Genomic DNA, 15,913 nt, shown 5'->3' with positions numbered 1-15,913 from the left:
GCATCGAGGCAGGGCTGACTTCTTGCCCACGGACAGAACGATCCCATACAGGGTGGACTACGCCGCCTTCAGCAAAGGTTCCCTCTCGCATAGTCTGCCGCCATTATCACCGAGCCTGCCTGCAGCCTTTTGATCAGGCCAGCTTGAGCAGTGCTGCCCCACCGACAACCAGCAGCACAGAAAATCCACGCAAGGGTGTAAAACGCTCGTGCAGCAGCCACATGGCCAACAGCATGCCAAAAATCACCGAGGTTTCGCGCAGGGCCGCCACCACGGCAATGGGCGCAAGGGTCATGGCCCACAGGGCAATGCCATACGAGCCCATGCTTGCCAAACCGCCCAACGTACCCACACCAAGCCGTTTACGGGCATAGCCCACGTAACTCCAGCCATACCGCCACAGGATGTAAACGTGCACGGGCAGCGCGTTGATCAGAAAAATCCAAATAGTGTAGGTGGCGGCGTTGCCGCTTTCCCGCGCACCAAGGCCGTCTGCCAGCGTGTACCCCATAATGATGCATGATGTACGCAACGAGATAAAAACTTCGCTCCAGCCATAGCCTCGACGCATATTATCCGTGGCAAGGCACATAATCCCCGCGCACAACGTAAGCACGCCGCACCATGCGCCCACCGACATGTTCACGCCAAAGGCCAGCAGTGCCAGCGAGGTGAGCAAGGGCGCGCATCCACGCATTACCGTGTAGGCAAAAGACATGTCTACCCGCTCATAGGCCGCTGAAATACATATGTAATAGCCGAGATGACACATGCACGACATGGCAAGATAGGGCCACGCGGCCTGTGGCAGCGGCGGCAAAAAAGGCAGCAGGCACAGTGCGCCAAGACAGGCACCAAAAGCGTTCAAGCCTGTTTCAAAAAGCTTGTTGTCACCGCTTTTGACAATGATGTTCCACAGCGCGTGCAGAAAGGCGGCAAAGAGGATGGCGAGCAAGATTGATGGGGACATGGGCATTGCTACCTCTTTGCCGTGAAAATGCCAAGACAACAACACAGCCCCTCCAGGCAAAGAGGGCAATACACCAATTGGAACCGCATACATTGCGTTCATGCCGCCCACAATTGCCAGCGAGGCTCTCGCTCACGCAGAGCTTGTTGCCTGTTATCTTGGGCAAAACTGCGGCAGGCAATCGTTCCCGCTGCACTGGCCCGCTGTTTCGCCGACGGTATTGGACGGGAAATGTTCTGCAAATATAACACGCAAGGGCCGTTATCCCTTTTGACTGCAAGAGCAAAAATCAATACGATTAAAATTTACAGCCGCCGCGCAGGTTCCGCACTCTTGCACGGCGCAATTTTTTTATCCAGCCCCAAACCAATCCCCCATGCGGAAGCAAACATGCAGAAAGTTCTCATCGTTGAAGACAGTCGGACAACAGCGCGCTTTATGGCGCACAATCTCAAGGAACAATTGGGGCTTTCCTACGAATGCGCCGAGAATCGCCAACAAGCCTTAAAACTGCTGGAGGACAATCCTTCGCAGTACTTTCTTGCCCTTTGCGACCTCAATCTGCCCGATGCCCCCAACGGCGAAATTGTCCCTGCCATCCTTGCCCGGAACATCCCTGTGGTAGTGGTCAGCGCCCACTTTGACGAAGATATCTATAAACGCCTCATGCTGCAGGGCGTTACAGATTATATCGTCAAGCGTACCCCCGATGACATGATGTACCTCATGCGCGTGGTGAGCCGTCTGCGCGCCAACAGCGGCGTTGAAGCCCTGATTGTGGACGATTCCAACCTCTGGTGCATGCAGGTATCCGAGTTGCTGCGGCGTCAGCGCATCACCGCTTACACGGCAAGCAACGGCCTGGAAGCCCTGCAGATCCTCAAGGAGCATCCCGCCATACGCATTGTGCTGGCCGACCACTACATGCCCGGCATGGACGGCATCAAGCTCACCGCCGCCATCCGCAAAACCCACACCATGGACGAGCTGTCCATTATTGTCATTTCTGTGGGCACGGACGCTGGAGCGCAATTTCTGCGTTCAGGCGCCAACGATTACGTGTTCAAGACATCCTCCTTTGAGGAGCTTTTGTGCCGTATTTCCATGAATCTTGACATTCAGGATCTTATCCGCAAAAACCGCGCCCTTGCAGAGCGCGATGCCCTCACCAACCTGCTGGTGCGCCGTCAGTTTTTCTCTGAAGCGCAAGAGGCTGTGGCCGAGGCAAGGAAAGATCGCCGCCCCCTGGCCGCCGCCATGATCGACGTTGACTATTTCAAGCAGGTCAATGACCGTTACGGACACCTGGCGGGCGATATTGCCCTGCGGCAGCTGGGCGGCATGCTGCGCGACGAGTTTCCAGAACCATACATTTGCGGACGCTACGGCGGCGAAGAATTTTGCGTGGTCGCGCCACGCATGGATAAAAACGACTTCGCCCGAAGGCTTGAAAATTTTCGCACTTCCGTTAGTTCAAAACCAGTGCAGATCGGCGCGCTCAGCATAGCCATTTCTGTTTCCATCGGCATGGCCGAGCAAAAGGCCAGCGACCTCGAATCGCTCATCAACGCGGCCGATGCCCAACTCTACACAGCCAAACGGGAAGGGCGCGACCGTTTTATCTGGCAAGCATAAGCCTGCACGGGCGCGACACCATACTGAAACTCTCTTTGTTCAAAGGAATACCCATGCACTGCCAGAACCTTCTGTTCGATCCGGCCCGCATTCCTTCGCCCTGCTTTGTTCTGGACGAAGCACAGCTTCTGGCCAATGCCGCAACTCTGGGCACAGTTCAGGAGCGCACCGGGGCCAAGATTCTTCTTGCGCTCAAGGGGTACGCAGCCTGGGCAACTTTTCCGCTTCTTTCGCGCACCAAGGGGCACGGCCCCTTGTGGGGAGCCTGCGCAAGTTCTGTGGACGAAGCACGGCTGGCGCGAGAGGACTTTGGCGGCGAGGTACACGCCTTTGCCGCTGCCTGGAACCGCCGCGAGATGGCCGAGCTGCTCACCCTTGTGGATCACCTGGTATTCAACTCCATTGCCCAGTGGCGCGAATTCGCACCCGCAGTGGCCATGCAGAACAAGAGCCGCTGCCCGGACCGCCAGATTCAGTGCGGCCTGCGCATCAACCCAGAGCATTCCGAAGGCGCAGCCGCCATCTACAACCCCTGCTCACCGGGTTCTCGTCTGGGCATCAGGCCCAAGAACTTTGATCCTGCAGCCCTGGAGGGCATTTCCGGGCTTCATTTCCACACGCTGTGCGAACAGGGGGCAGATGCTCTTGAACGCACCCTGAGGGCCGTTGAACGCCATTTTGGGCAATGGTTGCCGCAGTGCCGCTGGATCAACTTTGGCGGCGGGCACCACATCACCAAGCCAGGCTATGATCTTGATCTGCTCTGCCGCTGCCTGACCGACTGGCGCGACCGCTACAACGCGCAGATATACCTTGAGCCGGGCGAGGCCGTGGCTCTGGACGCAGGCTGGCTTGTGGCAACGGTGCTGGATGTGGTGCAGGCCGACATGCCTGTGGCTATTCTTGATATCGGCGTTCCCTGCCACATGCCCGATGTCATTGAAATGCCCTACCGTCCACGAGTGCGCTACGAATCTGCACATGTGGCAGAACTGGCAGGCGAAGCCGGGGAGCAGGCCTGGACCTGCCGCCTTGCCGGAAAGTCCTGCCTGGCGGGCGATGTGGCAGGTGAATATTCTTTCAACGCGCCTCTTGTGCCCGGCCAGCGGCTGGTGTTTGAAGACATGGCCATTTACAGCATGGTCAAAACCACTACATTCAACGGCCTGCGTCTGCCATCCATTGGCATTTGCGAAGCCGATGCAGCGGGTGACACGCGCTTTCGCATGTTGCGGGAATTTGGCTACCAGGATTTTAGGACGCGGCTTTCATAAACGGGAAAAACCGTCCCTGAATCATTTTTTGAAAGCAGAAAGGCCCGGATCGTTGATCCGGGCCTTTCATTTGTACTTCCCTGTGGGGGGGAGGACAGTGGAAAATATGAAGGCATGCTCTCATGCCATAGCTGAATTACACGCCTTTGGCAGAGCAATGTCAAAAGAAACATTACTCCCGCATCAGGAAGCAGGAGCCTGCGCCGGGGAGAGGGCGGAGCCTTCTCTCGGCTGGACTGCACTGCTGCCCGTGGGCTGAGGAGCATCCTGCGCCGGGTGCGCGGCAGTGCCGGGCAATGCGGCCTGACCTGTCATTTCCGGGCTTGGACTCTCCACCAGTTGCCAGGGGGTGCTGCTGCGCGCAAGAGGGATATCAGCCGAACCGGCAGGGAAGCTGTGCGGCGGCAGTTCTTCTGACTGATGCACGCCTTCAACCTGATGCCGGGCAACCATGGGGGGCTCATCCATGCCGGGCGCGCCGCGCTTGACGCGCGTCATGAGCAGGCCGGGTTCTGGATCCATAAGCCCCTCAAGATAGTCGGTCACGGTCACAAAGCGCTGACAACCACCAGCGCGCAGATCACGAATGATGCGCGGCAGGTCGTCCACAGTGCGTTTGTGCGAATCGTGGAATAAAAAGATACCGCGCAGGGTACCCGGCGCGTAGACTGTGCCCCTGTTGTTGCGCAGGGTGGCGTAATTGTCTGGCAGGCGCTGCCAGTCGCGGCTGTCCATGGACCAGAGCATGAGGGAAAGCCCAAGGCTGGCCGCAACCTTTTCAGTAGAGGCGTCATACGAGCCATAGGGGGGGCGCATGAACTGGGGCGAGGCCCCAAGGTTGCGCAATATGGTATCTGTGCGGCGCAGCTCTTCTTCCTTGCGGGCAAGGCTGACCACGCGCAGATTGGGGTGCGAATAGGAGTGGTTGCCCACTTCATGCCCCTCGGCAATGACGCGCTTTACAATATCGGGATGGCGCTCGGCCTGGTTGCCCAACATGAAAAACGTGGCGGGGATGCCGTATTCTCCCAGCATATCCAGCAGATGCGGCGTGTTTATCGACGGGCCGTCATCAAAGGTAAGGGCGCACAGGTTCTCCCGCATGGGTTGATCCATGATGGCGTTGCCTTCGACCACACGCGCCTGCGCCGACTGGGCAGCAAGCCCAATTGCAAAAAAACAGGCCGCCAGGCATATCTGCTTGAAAAAAAATCTCATTTTTCTTGTGCCTCAACAGGGAATTGCCCATAACAGAAAACCGCCTCCACGGCGGCGCGTCCACAGTGCTGCTTTTGCGCCGGAAGCGCGAAAACAGCCGCGTTCAGCGTTCTGTAATGTGCTAAGGGGAGGTCTAGCACTCCCCAAGAAGCACCGCAACACAAGCAAAAGAGCATTTTGGAGTAATTTTTTAACTTTTACTTAAAAATCAGCATGTTAATATTTTTTTCCTGTAAAAATTTTTTTACTTCATTTTTTTCGCTTGACTCTGAGGGGGTGTTTGCGTAGAACTCATCTTCGCCGGGAGGGCAGTTAGCTCAGCTGGTAGAGCACCGCCTTCACACGGCGGGGGCCACAGGTTCAAGTCCTGTACTGCCCACCATCCCCAAAAACGGAGCGGTAGTTAAGTCGGTTATAACGCCGGCCTGTCACGCCGGAGGCCGAGGGTTCGAGTCCCTTCCGCTCCGCCAGAAGTCACCGGGAGGTCAGATCACTGACCTCCCGTTTCTTTTATCTGTAGCCCACGCGAAATATTCAAAGGCCGCCCGCAACTGCGGACGGCCCTGTTTTTATCCATTGAAAGCCCTGGGGCCTCGCCGTCAGTCCTTGTGGCTGCTCCCGCCGTCCGCAAGGAACCGCACAACAACCCTTTGCCCGATCAGCAGGCCGTCCGCCTCAAGGGTCGTCACCACTTCTACAACCCTTGTGTCTTGCTTTTCCGCCGGATCTTCCGGTGGCAGCCGCTGGCCCACAACCCGGCCTATGCGCAGCACAGTACCGCTCATCGCGTGAAACTGATCGCTCTCTGGCACAATAAGCACCCGCTGCCCCGGCGAGGCTTGCGACAGATACTGCTCGTCCAGTTCCGCCCGAACAATCAACGGGCTATTGGGCACAAAGCTGAACAGGGGGGTCACATTCAGGGTACTCACCCCATTCCCCGGACGCGCCTGCCGCTGCACAATGCGGCCATCAAGCGGCGCAACAATCCTGTACTCGTTGACTTCATTCTGCGCGACCACTACGCGGGCACGGGCCACCTCCACTGCGGCAATACTGCTGCGCAGATCGACTTCAGCGACTACAAGGGTATCCCCGGCCTGATCAAATTCTCGCATGGCTACAGCCTTGGTTTTGATCATGGGGCGCAGACGTTCCAGCTCCCTCTGCGCCGCCCGCAACACGATTTCGTTACGCCGCACCTGAAGCTCTGTATGCCTCAACTCCTGCTCCGCAAGATTCAGCCTGTTGCGCGCGAGGCTGTCATCCAGACAAGCCAGCACACGACCAGCCTCTACAGTTTCCCCTTCTTCCGCCATCACAGCGGTGATCACGCCGTCCCTGCGCGCTGCAAGCTTGATCACGCCACCTTCCACATCCACACGGCCCTTGGCGCTGGCCAGCACTTCCACGATTGGGGCAGAAGGCGTTTCCTGCCCCTGACCGGCTGCCAGCAAAACCCTACAGAACACGCACAGTATGATGCACAGCACGGCTCCGCACATTTTTTTTGCACGCACGGCAAGACTGTTCATTTGTACTCCACAGAAATTACTTAAGGATTACGGTGATCCTGCTTTAAAATGCCGTCTTCAAGATGAATAACCCTGTCGGCGTGGGAAAGCAGGCGCGGGTCATGCGTGACGCCCAGCACGGTTGCGTTGTGCTGTCCGGCAATACTTTGAAGCAGGGTTATAACAATTTCGCTGTTGGCCTTATCAAGAGCGGAAGTTGGTTCATCGGCAAAAATCATCTGTGGCCTTTTGACAAGCGCGCGGGCTATGGCAACACGCTGTTTTTCGCCGCCAGAAAGTTCAATGGGCCGTAAATGGCAACGTCCCCCAAGGCCAACTTCTTCCAGAGCCAGCCTCGCCCTGTCTCTGGCCTCCTCCCCCTGAATGCCCATATACTGGAGGGGCAGGATTACGTTATCCAATGCGCTTAATGAGCCGAAAAGATTGAAGCCCTGGAAGATGAATCCGCAATGTTCCAGACGAAACATATCCAGTTCCTTTTCTCCCAGGCTCCACAAATTGGTGCCAAGAGCCATAACCATCCCGGTATCTGGGTGCAGCAGGCCAGACAGCATAGAGAGCATGGTGCTTTTTCCTGAACCGGACGGTCCCACAAGCAGGGTGAGTTCACCTGAGAACACATCGAGCGAACTCTGTTTGATTACTTGCTGTGAAATACTGCCGCTGACAAAGCTCTTTGATATGTCCATGGCCTGTAATGTGGGGATGTTGGACACTGGAGGCTCCTAGCGCAAAAGTGTGACCGGCTCGGTGTTGAGCAAAGGTTTAAGCGCAAGCAGACCGGAACCAACGGCAATTGCCATCATGATCAAGGCATTTCCTGCCAGCAGCCACACAGGAAAAGCCATGGCGATATTGGCGCTCTCGCCCAGCAGGGCAATGGCAACAGTGAGCGCAGCCGTGAGCAGCAGTCCAATAAAGCCAATCCAGGCAGCCTGCTCTATGACCACGCAACGCAGGCTGTGCCTGGACACTCCCAAAGCCCGCAAGGCCGCAAATTCTTTGATAGACGCGGTGATGGCCGCTGAAAGGGTCTGACTGGTGATTGCCACGCCCACAAGCAGGGCAAGCAACGAGGCAAAGCCCGTCCCCACACCGCTGCCTGATTCAAAAAGCCAGTAAACCTGAGACTGAACAGAAAAATCCTGAGCCTGCCACACGCTGTAGCGCGAAACAAGGCCAGAATCAGCAATTTCCTTCTGCACCTGTTCTGCGGCAAAGCCAGGCTTGAGACGCACCATGTAATACGTTGTCTGGTTGGCAGTTTCTGGAGCAAGCCGCCGTGCCGTAGCAAGCGAGGCCAGCATGTTCACACCGCCAATGGCACGCAGCCCCTTAATTGTGCCGACGATACGCGCCCTCTTGCCGTTGATTTCCACCAGGGTGTTGCCCTCTGCGCCAAGTTTGTTTGCATCTGCCACATCAATGAGCACGGCATCTGGTTCGCGCAGCAAGGCACGCTGTTTTGGCGTGAGCAGCCGCGAAAAGGCCGAGGCCTCTCCGCTGGTATCAATGCCGTTGATAATCACTGAGACGGGCACGCCATCTGCCCTTCGCAGATCGCCGTAAGCGCTGACAAACCTTTCAACATAGGCAACACCCGGATGCATCCAGGCTCTGGTGTCGGCGCTCTGGCTCACAGCCCGGCCAAGATCCACACTTGCCGTGTTGCGGAAACCAATCCACAGTTCTGCCGTTGACTGATCCAGCGGAACAGACACCGTATTGAACAAACCAAGTAATAGGGCCAGCTGCACCACAGTCAAAAGTCCGGCAAAGGTAACTGCCAGTACTGCGGCCAGATAGCGCCGCCACTCGTATAAAAGGCTCGAACGCGCGATGGAAACCATGCATGCCCCACTATAAACGGAGTACTCCGTCATTTTATTAAACGAACATCTGCACTGAACAAAGTGCGGTGGCATAACACTAGGAGGTCAGAATAAAACTTTTGATAAGGTCTGAAATGGCCTGTGCCGAGGCCTCGTAGTCGATATCCATGCCGAGGTCTGCATCAAATTGCACCCCGGTATACAAAATAAGCAGCAGGCTGGCAGCGCCCTTGGCGTTGAGATCGCGGCGCACCCAGCCCTCGGCTTGACCTTGGGCCAGCAAAGCGGCAAGGGCTGCTTCCAGTTTGGCAGATGAAGCGGCAAGCTGCTTTCTGCCATCGGGACTGCGAGAGAGTTCAAGCCAACTCTCTGTTGCCAGCCCGTACCCGCCGGGACGGAGCATCTCTTGTAATTCTTCTGCCGTCAGTTTGGCCAACCCCTCTACGGACTGCCGTTGGGCCAGAACCAGCAGATCCTCATCGTTGGCCTTCATTTCTGCCTCAACAATAGCTTCGATGATTTCTTTTTTCGATTTGAAATAACGAAACAGTGTTCCCGCGCTTGTTTTGGCCTCGGTGCAGATGTCTTCTGTTCTGGCAAGATGAAAACCCTTGGCCCGGAACACGCGGGACGCAGCCTGCAAAATTTCCTCACGCCGCTGGATTTCAAGCTTTTCATTTTTTGGTCGGGCCACGGGAAGTCTCCTGCACTTTTTATTAATAAACGAAGTGTTCACTCCTATTATAAACTCTTCGCCCGCATGTCAACAGCCATACTTCATCCAATCGGCAATACCATTTAAACCTTGCTGATTGGCGAAAACTGACTCGCGCCGAGGGTGTCCTATCTGTCAGCCTTCAATTATGCCGTCTTTCCATCCGGCCCTATTCATCCGCATCTTTCCTGCCATATTCCTGGGCATACGCCGCCAGAATTTCAGCTATCATCCGCCCAAAGCGGGGCTGCAATTCCTGGCAACGCGGAGTATTTTTGAGCGCAACACCACTTCTCTCGCTACGGATCAGACCAGCCTCGCGCAATATTCTGAAATGCTGCGAAAGGGTCGACTTGGGTATGACCCTGTCCGGCATGTTCAGAAAGTCAGAACACGTTTTGGGCGAATTTGAGCGTATGATTTCCTTGAGAATCTGTACGCGCACAGGATCAGAAAGGGCATGCAGGAGACCTTCGACAGTTACGTCTTCAACAGCCGGATGGTGCAGGATTTTCATTATTTTTTCCTGATATAAAGGCAAGAGGGGCGGCGCAGACTTGAACCTGTGTACAGGTGATATTGACACCCGCTCCAATTGTTCATAAAAACGGAACTAACGAACAATATGCGTACGCATTCCGCTAAACCAAACATATACTGGGCCTAGAGGGCATTCAAGCATGCATGCGCTGCATCCTTGCCCCAGGTGATCCCAGCGCAACAGGAGGCCGTATGAACAGACGCCAGTTTCTTCAACAGGCGGCAGTCGCTTCACTTGTTTTGCCCGGCGCAGCACTGTTGCCGCAGCCTTCCCGTGCAGCTACGCCCCCCTCTGTGCCGCTCTACAGACAGGCGGGCTTCTACTGGTTGCAACTGGGAGATGTGCATGTGGCGGCAATTTCTGATGGCACACTAAACAGCAACGCAAAGCTGATCAGCACCAAACAGGGCCAGGTAGAAGACGCCCTTAAAAAGGCGTATGTGCCCTCGCCCAGGCCGACCTCGGTCAACGCCTTTCTTATCCTTACCCAAAACCGCCGAGTACTTGTAGACACGGGTTCAGGCAAATTGCTCGGCCCGACCGTAAACAAACTCGCAGCCAGTCTTGAGGGGGCCGGAGTCAAGCCCGCCGATATCACGGATATTCTGCTCACGCACATCCACGGCGACCACTCTGGCGGGCTCACGGTGGACGGCAAGAAGGTTTTCCCCTCCGCCACCGTGCATGTGAACCGCGTTGAGTCCGAGTTCTGGCTCAGCGCTGCCCAGATGGGAAAATCGCCGGAGTATTTCAGACCCATGTTTGTGAAGGGGCAGGAATCTCTGGCCCCCTACCTCAGTGCAGATAAGGTGGCACGGTTTGAAGCGGGCCAGATGGTGTTGCCCGGAATATACGCCGTGGCCGCACCGGGGCACACTCCTGGTCACACCTGTTACCTGCTTGAAAGCAAAGGAGAAAAATTGTTGTTCTGGGGAGATACCGTTCATGTTGCTGAGGCGCAGTTTCCCCTGCCGGATACGGTCATTGAGTACGACCTTGACCCGGAGGGAGCCGTCAGACAGAGGCAGCGTCTTTTTGCAGAAGCCGCAGAAAAGGGACACCTTGTGGCTGGAGCGCACATTTCCTTTCCCGGCATTGGGCACGTGGGCAAGGCGGGGCAGGGATATCAGTGGTTCCCCATCCCCTATGTCAACGATGCCGTCCAGAGTCCTGCAAAATAACAGTGGATCTTTTCTCGCCAGCCCCAAATCAGCCTTACCCCCACAGCTTGTGTTGCCCGCGTAAACGCCTTGGGTGATCCCGCCAGGGATTGCCTAAGGTGGAATGGGGCCAACACTGTCAAAATTGCCGCACCCCCTATTATTGGATATCCTTAACAATACAAACTTACTAAAAAAATTTAATACTGGCAGGTAATTTGCATAAGTAGTGCAGGTTTGCCACACGCATAACCGCACTGCAAGCAAGCGAGGATAGTATGACGCCGACAATCTGGTTGCTGGGACTTTCCGGCAGTGGAAAAACCACCCTTGGTTCACTGCTGCGCCTGTATCTTGACGGGCAGGGATTTGACGTTGAGTTCATCGACGCCGACACCTTCTGCCGCAGCAACGGACTGTCCGCCGCTACCCCTGAGGATCGCGTGCGCAATACCGATATCCTGCGCGATTACGCGCTGAATATGCAGGCGCAGGGCAAAGTATGCGTGGTCGCAGCCGCCACACCATACGAGAGCATGCGCCAGAGCAACCGGGCCATGCTGCCCATGTACCGCGAGGTATGGGTGCGCTGCTCGCTGCAAGCTTTGGTGCAGCGCGATGCCAAGGGCTTGTATGCCAAGGCTGAACGCGGCGACCTTTCCACCCTGGATTCAGTTTTTGACGCTTTTGACGAACCCCGTAGCCCCCACTGCATCATTGATACCGACAGGTATTCGCTGGTGGAATGTTACGAACAGCTGCGCGACCTCACGCTTGACGCCCTTGCCCAAGACCACGAATGGGCAGACACCGGGCACCGCATGTTGCCGCAGGCTTCGGGGCCGTTTATGAATGCCGCCATAGCCCTTTAACGGGGCGCACCTGACAACCTGCATAGACAGGTTCGGCGAAAGATGCCGCGCAGCACATGCCCAAGGCACGCGTTGCGCGGCATCCTTAATTCTCAGTGAGATTGCGATCTCGACTGCAAAGGCTCACCGCCCCGCTGTGCCGGAGAACTGCTGCGAAATAAACGCCGCGTAGTCGTCCGTCATGCCGGACACAAAATCCAGCACCCGCAGATAGGCCATATACAGGCTGTCTTCCCTGCTCGGCGCATTGGCTCCCATGAGCGTGAGGGCGCGTGTTTCCTGATAGCTCATGGCATTGCCCTTGGTGAAGTTGAAGCAGGCAGGAATGAACACATCAAGCAACCGCCGATAGAGCGTGTAGGTGCCGATTTCCAACGCTGTCTTCTGCGGGTTGTTCATAATCTTGCTGTTAAAAACCCGCCCCGCCTCACGCATGAACCCGGCCACATCCTCCTGGGAGTGGTTCAGCAGGCAGCCCTCAAGCCGCCCTTCCATGATGGCTTCGTAATTGTCCATGAACGTCTGCGTGATGGACGGAATCATACGCCCCATGGCCGTGGTGCGCAGCATACTGGTGCGTCTGCGGTCGGAATCCATGGAATCAAGGCGCGGATCGTCCAGACAGTTCACATCCAGCAGGGGCGTCATGGCGGCCTTAAAATCGGCATAGGTGATGATGCGCAGCTCGCGCGCGTCTTCCATGTCGATAATGCGGTAGCAGATGTCGTCCGCCGCTTCCAAAAGATACGAAAGCGGATGCCTGCGCCAGCCAGCGCCTTCCGCCAGGCCCATAGCGCCGAAGATTTCGGCGAAAAGATCCCGTTCCGCCGTATAGAAATTGAACTTGCTCTTGCCCACGCCCTGCGCTTCATAGGCCGAGCGCGGGTACTTCACCAAAGCCGCAACGACAGGGAATGTCAGGCGAAAGCCGCCCCTGTCCTTGTTGTTTTCAAGAGCGTTGATAACGCGGAAGCCCTGAGCGTTGCCGTCAAAAGCCGTAAAATCGGCCCACTCTGCGGGCAGCAGATTTTTGAAATACTGCTCTTTGTTGGCGGAATCCTTGAACCAGTCGCGGATGGCCTCCTCGCCCGCATGCCCAAAGGGCGGATTGCCAATGTCGTGCGCCAGGCAGGCGGCCTGAATGATCTGGCCCAGATGGTCCGGCGTGCAGCCCTCGGGCAGGTCGCCGCGCCGCCGCAGGGCATCGCCCACGCCAAGGCCAAGGGAACGGCCCACGCAGCTCACCTCAAGCGAATGGGTGAGGCGGTTGTGGATATGGTCGTTGCGCACCAGCGGGTGCACCTGGGTTTTTCTTGCCAGCCTGCGGAAGGAGCTGGAAAAGATGATCCGGTCATAATCCACCAGAAAGGGATTACGCACCGCGTCCAGCGTGTCGAGCTTCATGCCCGTGCCGGTTTTGCGGTTGGGGGCCAGCAGTTGCGCCCACTGCTCTTTGAATGTGCTCATAATGCCTCCTCCCCTGCATGTACGGCATGCGCGCCGGTGCCGCAAGCGCGGGCGGCGGATGCTTTTCTTTTGTTCCCGGCCTTGCTAGGCTTGCAAGACGTTTTCAAAACCGATGCCCTACGGGGAAACTAAACCGTGCAGCAAGGTCAAATCATGACGAATTCGCTTTTTGATATGTCCCTCTCCGCCCATCTGGAGCTTTTTGGCGCGCTACAGACCATGCGCCCCGCCGTGGAAGCGGCGGCAGAGAGGCTGGACGCGGCCCTTGGGGCAGGCGGCAAAGTGCTTATTGCCGGCAACGGCGGCTCGGCGGCGGACGCTCAGCACTTTGCAGCAGAGCTTGTGGGGCGCTTTCAGTGCAACCGCAAGGCGCTGGCCTGCATCGCCCTGACCACGGACACGTCAAACCTCACGGCCATCGGCAACGACTACGGCTTCAACGATGTTTTTTCTCGCCAGGTAGAGGCCCTTGCCCGCCCCGGCGATGTTTTCGTGGGCATTTCCACCTCCGGCAATTCGGCCAACATCATCGCAGCCGTCAACGAGGCACGCGCTCAGGGCATTGCCACCATCGCCCTGCTGGGGCGCGACGGCGGCAAGCTGGAATCCCTGGCCGACATGGCTGTTATTGTGCCCCACGATGTCACGGCCCGCATTCAGGAGGCTCACATTTTCATTCTGCACCACTGGGCCGATGTGCTTGAACGCGCCGTGGCGCAAAAATAGGCTCGACCGCAAAATCTGCGCACGGCAGGATTACGCCAAGCCCTTTCCGGCCAGTCATCCCAAGGCATGAGCCTTGGCAAACACCCCAACGAGGTTAGCCATGGATCAGCAGAACGTAGCCCAGTTCCTTGTTTCATGCCTCAGGGCCGAGGGAGTTAAGTACGTCTTCGGCATCCCCGGTGAAGAAAATATAAAATTTGTGCGGGCTGTGGCCGCCTCCGGTGACATCCGCTTTATTCTTGCCCGGCACGAGCAGGGCGCATCCCTGATGGCCGACATTTATGGTCGTCTGACAGGCAAGGCGGGCGTATGCGCCGCCACTCTTGGGCCGGGGGCCATCAACCTGCTGCTGGGCGCTGCCGACGCGCAGACCAATTCAAGCCCTCTGGTGGCTATTTCCGCCCAGGTGGGGCTGAAGCGCATTTACAAGGAATCGCACCAGATTGTTGACCTTGTGGGCATGTTCAAGCCCGTTACCAAGTGGGCGGATACGGTGCTGACGCCCCAGGCAGTGCCCGAAATGGTGCGCAATGCCTTTCAGGTAGCGCAGGAGGAACGGCCCGGCGCGACCTACCTTGCCATTCCCGAAGATGTGGAAGCGGCCCCCATGCCCGAAGCCGTGCCCCTCAAGGCGGCTCCCTGCGCCAAGGCCATACCCTCGCCCGCTGCGGTGGCGGAAGCCGCAGCCCTGCTGCGTTGCGCACGCAAGCCCGTCATCATGGCCGGGCACGGCGTGGCCCGCACAGGCAATGCCGCCGTGCTGGCCGCCTTTGCCGAGCGCTACAAAATCCCCGTGGCGACAACGTTCATGGGCAAGGGCGTTATCAGCGACCGCAGCCCCCAGTCGCTGGGCGTCATTGGCTTTATGCGGCACGACTACGAAAACTGCGCTTTCGACCAGGCGGACGTGATCCTCTCCATCGGCTACGAATTGCAGGAATTCACGCCCATGCGCATCAATCCCCAGTCAAACAAGCGTATCATCCACATCAATACATTCATGCCCGATGTGGATGCCCACTATAACCCCGAAGTCACCATCATGGCCGATGTAGGCCTTGCCCTGGCCTCTCTGGCCAAGGAACTTGGAGCGGAGCCTCTACTTTCCGCCGGGCGCGGGGCAAGAATTCGCGAACTGGTGGAGGCCGAGCTTGCCAAGGGCCGTGAGAGCGATGCCTTCCCCCTCAAGCCGCAGCGCATTGTGAGCGACATTCGCGCTGCAATGGGCGATGAGGATATAGTGCTGGCCGACACAGGGGCCATCAAGATGTGGATGGCGCGCCTCTACCCCACCTATGCGCCCCTGACCTGCATTGTTTCCAACGGCCTTTCCACCATGGCCTTTTCCCTGCCGGGAGCCATCGGCGCGCACCTGGCCTGCCCCGAGCGCAAGGTGCTGGCCGTCATGGGCGACGGCAGCTTTTTGATGAATTCGCAGGAGATGGAAACAGCCGTGCGCGAGAATATTCCGCTCAAGATACTGATCTGGGTGGATGACAGCTACGGGCTGATCAAGTGGAAGATGGACATGGAATCCGGCTCCCACGACTGCGTGGACTTTGGCAATCCCGACTTTGTGACCTATGCCGAAAGCTTTGGCGCCAAGGGTTACCGCATTGAAAGCGCCGCCGAACTTTTGCCCACCTTGCAAAAAGCTCTGAACGAACCCGGCGTGTCGCTGGTGGCCTGCCCTGTGGACTACAGCGAGAACATGGCGCTTATCAATAGCTTGGGTGAGTTGACGCCTGCGCTTTGCGCGTTGGATGAATTGTAGGGGATTGATATTCTTTTGACAGAGCGGCTGCATTCCTTGCTGAATGTGGCCGTTTTGTTTTTTGTGCGCCCTGGTTATTTTTTGCCCTACGGGCACTGGATTTCGCCCTTCGGCAAAGTTTGTGACGCCTGCGCGGCGCACGATTTCGCCTCCCCGGCGAGCGATTTGAGATTTTCTGCCCTTCGGGCTTGTTC

General features: G+C 57.2%; 14 protein-coding genes and 2 tRNA genes. 8 read left to right on the top strand and 8 right to left on the bottom strand.

The genetic code is table 11. The features are described 5' to 3' along the window. Nucleotides 1-133 precede the first annotated feature (133 nt). Nucleotides 134-970, bottom strand: a complete 837-nt coding sequence (locus JMF94_RS01025) for a DMT family transporter (RefSeq protein ID WP_240823364.1) — start codon at nt 968-970, stop codon at nt 134-136. Between the two features lie 390 nt (nt 971-1,360). Here JMF94_RS01025 and JMF94_RS01020 point away from each other — a divergent pair, with 390 nt between their 5' ends. Beyond that, a complete protein-coding gene (locus tag JMF94_RS01020; RefSeq protein WP_240823363.1) occupies nt 1,361-2,605 on the top strand; it encodes a diguanylate cyclase in 1,245 nt (414 codons plus the stop codon). Nucleotides 2,606-2,658: 53 nt separating this feature from the next. Next, the gene (gene nspC, locus JMF94_RS01015) at nt 2,659-3,879 is read left to right on the top strand and encodes a carboxynorspermidine decarboxylase (protein WP_240823362.1); all 1,221 of its coding nucleotides are present in this window, start codon (nt 2,659-2,661) and stop codon (nt 3,877-3,879) included. A 183-nt stretch (nt 3,880-4,062) separates the two neighbouring features. On the opposite strand, the gene JMF94_RS01010 is transcribed toward nspC, so the two are convergent. Further along, the gene (locus tag JMF94_RS01010) at nt 4,063-5,097 is read right to left on the bottom strand and encodes a polysaccharide deacetylase family protein (protein WP_240823361.1); all 1,035 of its coding nucleotides are present in this window, start codon (nt 5,095-5,097) and stop codon (nt 4,063-4,065) included. Nucleotides 5,098-5,403: 306 nt separating this feature from the next. Between JMF94_RS01010 and JMF94_RS01005 the strand changes: the two genes are divergently transcribed. Then, nucleotides 5,404-5,479: transfer RNA gene (locus tag JMF94_RS01005), tRNA-Val, on the top strand. 11 nt (nt 5,480-5,490) lie between these two features. Further along, nucleotides 5,491-5,567, top strand: a tRNA-Asp gene (locus tag JMF94_RS01000). A gap of 129 nt (nt 5,568-5,696) precedes the next feature. Here the strand turns inward: JMF94_RS01000 and JMF94_RS00995 are convergent. The 5 genes from JMF94_RS00995 to JMF94_RS00975 form a co-directional block, all read right to left on the bottom strand. Then, on the bottom strand, nt 5,697-6,632 hold the full coding sequence (locus tag JMF94_RS00995) for an efflux RND transporter periplasmic adaptor subunit (RefSeq protein ID WP_240823360.1): 936 nt from the start codon (nt 6,630-6,632) through the stop codon (nt 5,697-5,699). Nucleotides 6,633-6,652: 20 nt separating this feature from the next. Continuing rightward, on the bottom strand, nt 6,653-7,348 hold the full coding sequence (locus JMF94_RS00990; protein WP_240823359.1) for an ABC transporter ATP-binding protein: 696 nt from the start codon (nt 7,346-7,348) through the stop codon (nt 6,653-6,655). A 9-nt stretch (nt 7,349-7,357) separates the two neighbouring features. After that, on the bottom strand, nt 7,358-8,482 hold the full coding sequence (locus JMF94_RS00985; protein ID WP_240823358.1) for an FtsX-like permease family protein: 1,125 nt from the start codon (nt 8,480-8,482) through the stop codon (nt 7,358-7,360). A 79-nt stretch (nt 8,483-8,561) separates the two neighbouring features. Continuing rightward, a complete protein-coding gene (locus JMF94_RS00980) occupies nt 8,562-9,158 on the bottom strand; it encodes a TetR/AcrR family transcriptional regulator (protein WP_240823357.1) in 597 nt (198 codons plus the stop codon). Between the two features lie 190 nt (nt 9,159-9,348). Then, nucleotides 9,349-9,696, bottom strand: coding sequence for a helix-turn-helix domain-containing protein (locus tag JMF94_RS00975; RefSeq protein ID WP_240823356.1), 348 nt, complete (start codon nt 9,694-9,696; stop codon nt 9,349-9,351). Nucleotides 9,697-9,911: 215 nt separating this feature from the next. On the opposite strand from JMF94_RS00975, the gene JMF94_RS00970 reads away from it, so the two are divergent. Both JMF94_RS00970 and JMF94_RS00965 read left to right on the top strand, forming a co-directional pair. Then, complete coding sequence (locus tag JMF94_RS00970; protein WP_240823355.1) at nt 9,912-10,901, top strand: MBL fold metallo-hydrolase; 990 nt, start codon at nt 9,912-9,914, stop codon at nt 10,899-10,901. 257 nt (nt 10,902-11,158) lie between these two features. Further along, nucleotides 11,159-11,752: an adenylyl-sulfate kinase gene (locus JMF94_RS00965; RefSeq protein ID WP_240823354.1), complete on the top strand. Its 594-nt coding sequence runs from the start codon at nt 11,159-11,161 to the stop codon at nt 11,750-11,752. Between the two features lie 123 nt (nt 11,753-11,875). Here JMF94_RS00965 and JMF94_RS00960 read toward each other — a convergent pair whose 3' ends face one another. Further along, entirely contained in the window at nt 11,876-13,219 is a 1,344-nt protein-coding gene (locus JMF94_RS00960; RefSeq protein WP_240823353.1) for a deoxyguanosinetriphosphate triphosphohydrolase, read from the bottom strand. A 153-nt stretch (nt 13,220-13,372) separates the two neighbouring features. On the opposite strand from JMF94_RS00960, the gene gmhA reads away from it, so the two are divergent. Together gmhA and JMF94_RS00950 are read left to right on the top strand one after the other, a co-directional pair. After that, complete coding sequence (gene gmhA, locus JMF94_RS00955; RefSeq protein ID WP_240823352.1) at nt 13,373-13,945, top strand: D-sedoheptulose 7-phosphate isomerase; 573 nt, start codon at nt 13,373-13,375, stop codon at nt 13,943-13,945. A 100-nt stretch (nt 13,946-14,045) separates the two neighbouring features. Further along, on the top strand, nt 14,046-15,719 hold the full coding sequence (locus tag JMF94_RS00950) for an acetolactate synthase large subunit (RefSeq protein WP_240823351.1): 1,674 nt from the start codon (nt 14,046-14,048) through the stop codon (nt 15,717-15,719). Nucleotides 15,720-15,913: the final 194 nt, after the last annotated feature.

Source organism: Desulfovibrio sp. UIB00 (assembly GCF_022508225.1).
Lineage (GTDB): Bacteria > Desulfobacterota > Desulfovibrionia > Desulfovibrionales > Desulfovibrionaceae > Desulfovibrio.
The sequence above is the reverse complement of the archived record's forward strand: the minus strand, read 5'-3'. Positions and strand labels throughout refer to the sequence as shown.

What these genes read in the sequence shown, in the direction of transcription:
- JMF94_RS01025 (WP_240823364.1), bottom strand. Translation starts at nt 970, where the DNA reads ATGTCCCCATCAATCTTGCTCGCCATCCTCTTTGCCGCCTTTCTGCAC.
- JMF94_RS01020 (WP_240823363.1), top strand. Translation starts at nt 1,361, where the DNA reads ATGCAGAAAGTTCTCATCGTTGAAGACAGTCGGACAACAGCGCGCTTT.
- nspC (WP_240823362.1), top strand. Translation starts at nt 2,659, where the DNA reads ATGCACTGCCAGAACCTTCTGTTCGATCCGGCCCGCATTCCTTCGCCC.
- JMF94_RS01010 (WP_240823361.1), bottom strand. Translation starts at nt 5,097, where the DNA reads ATGAGATTTTTTTTCAAGCAGATATGCCTGGCGGCCTGTTTTTTTGCA.
- JMF94_RS00995 (WP_240823360.1), bottom strand. Translation starts at nt 6,632, where the DNA reads ATGAACAGTCTTGCCGTGCGTGCAAAAAAAATGTGCGGAGCCGTGCTG.
- JMF94_RS00985 (WP_240823358.1), bottom strand. Translation starts at nt 8,482, where the DNA reads ATGGTTTCCATCGCGCGTTCGAGCCTTTTATACGAGTGGCGGCGCTAT.
- JMF94_RS00975 (WP_240823356.1), bottom strand. Translation starts at nt 9,696, where the DNA reads ATGAAAATCCTGCACCATCCGGCTGTTGAAGACGTAACTGTCGAAGGT.
- JMF94_RS00970 (WP_240823355.1), top strand. Translation starts at nt 9,912, where the DNA reads ATGAACAGACGCCAGTTTCTTCAACAGGCGGCAGTCGCTTCACTTGTT.
- JMF94_RS00965 (WP_240823354.1), top strand. Translation starts at nt 11,159, where the DNA reads ATGACGCCGACAATCTGGTTGCTGGGACTTTCCGGCAGTGGAAAAACC.
- JMF94_RS00960 (WP_240823353.1), bottom strand. Translation starts at nt 13,219, where the DNA reads ATGAGCACATTCAAAGAGCAGTGGGCGCAACTGCTGGCCCCCAACCGC.
- gmhA (WP_240823352.1), top strand. Translation starts at nt 13,373, where the DNA reads ATGACGAATTCGCTTTTTGATATGTCCCTCTCCGCCCATCTGGAGCTT.
- JMF94_RS00950 (WP_240823351.1), top strand. Translation starts at nt 14,046, where the DNA reads ATGGATCAGCAGAACGTAGCCCAGTTCCTTGTTTCATGCCTCAGGGCC.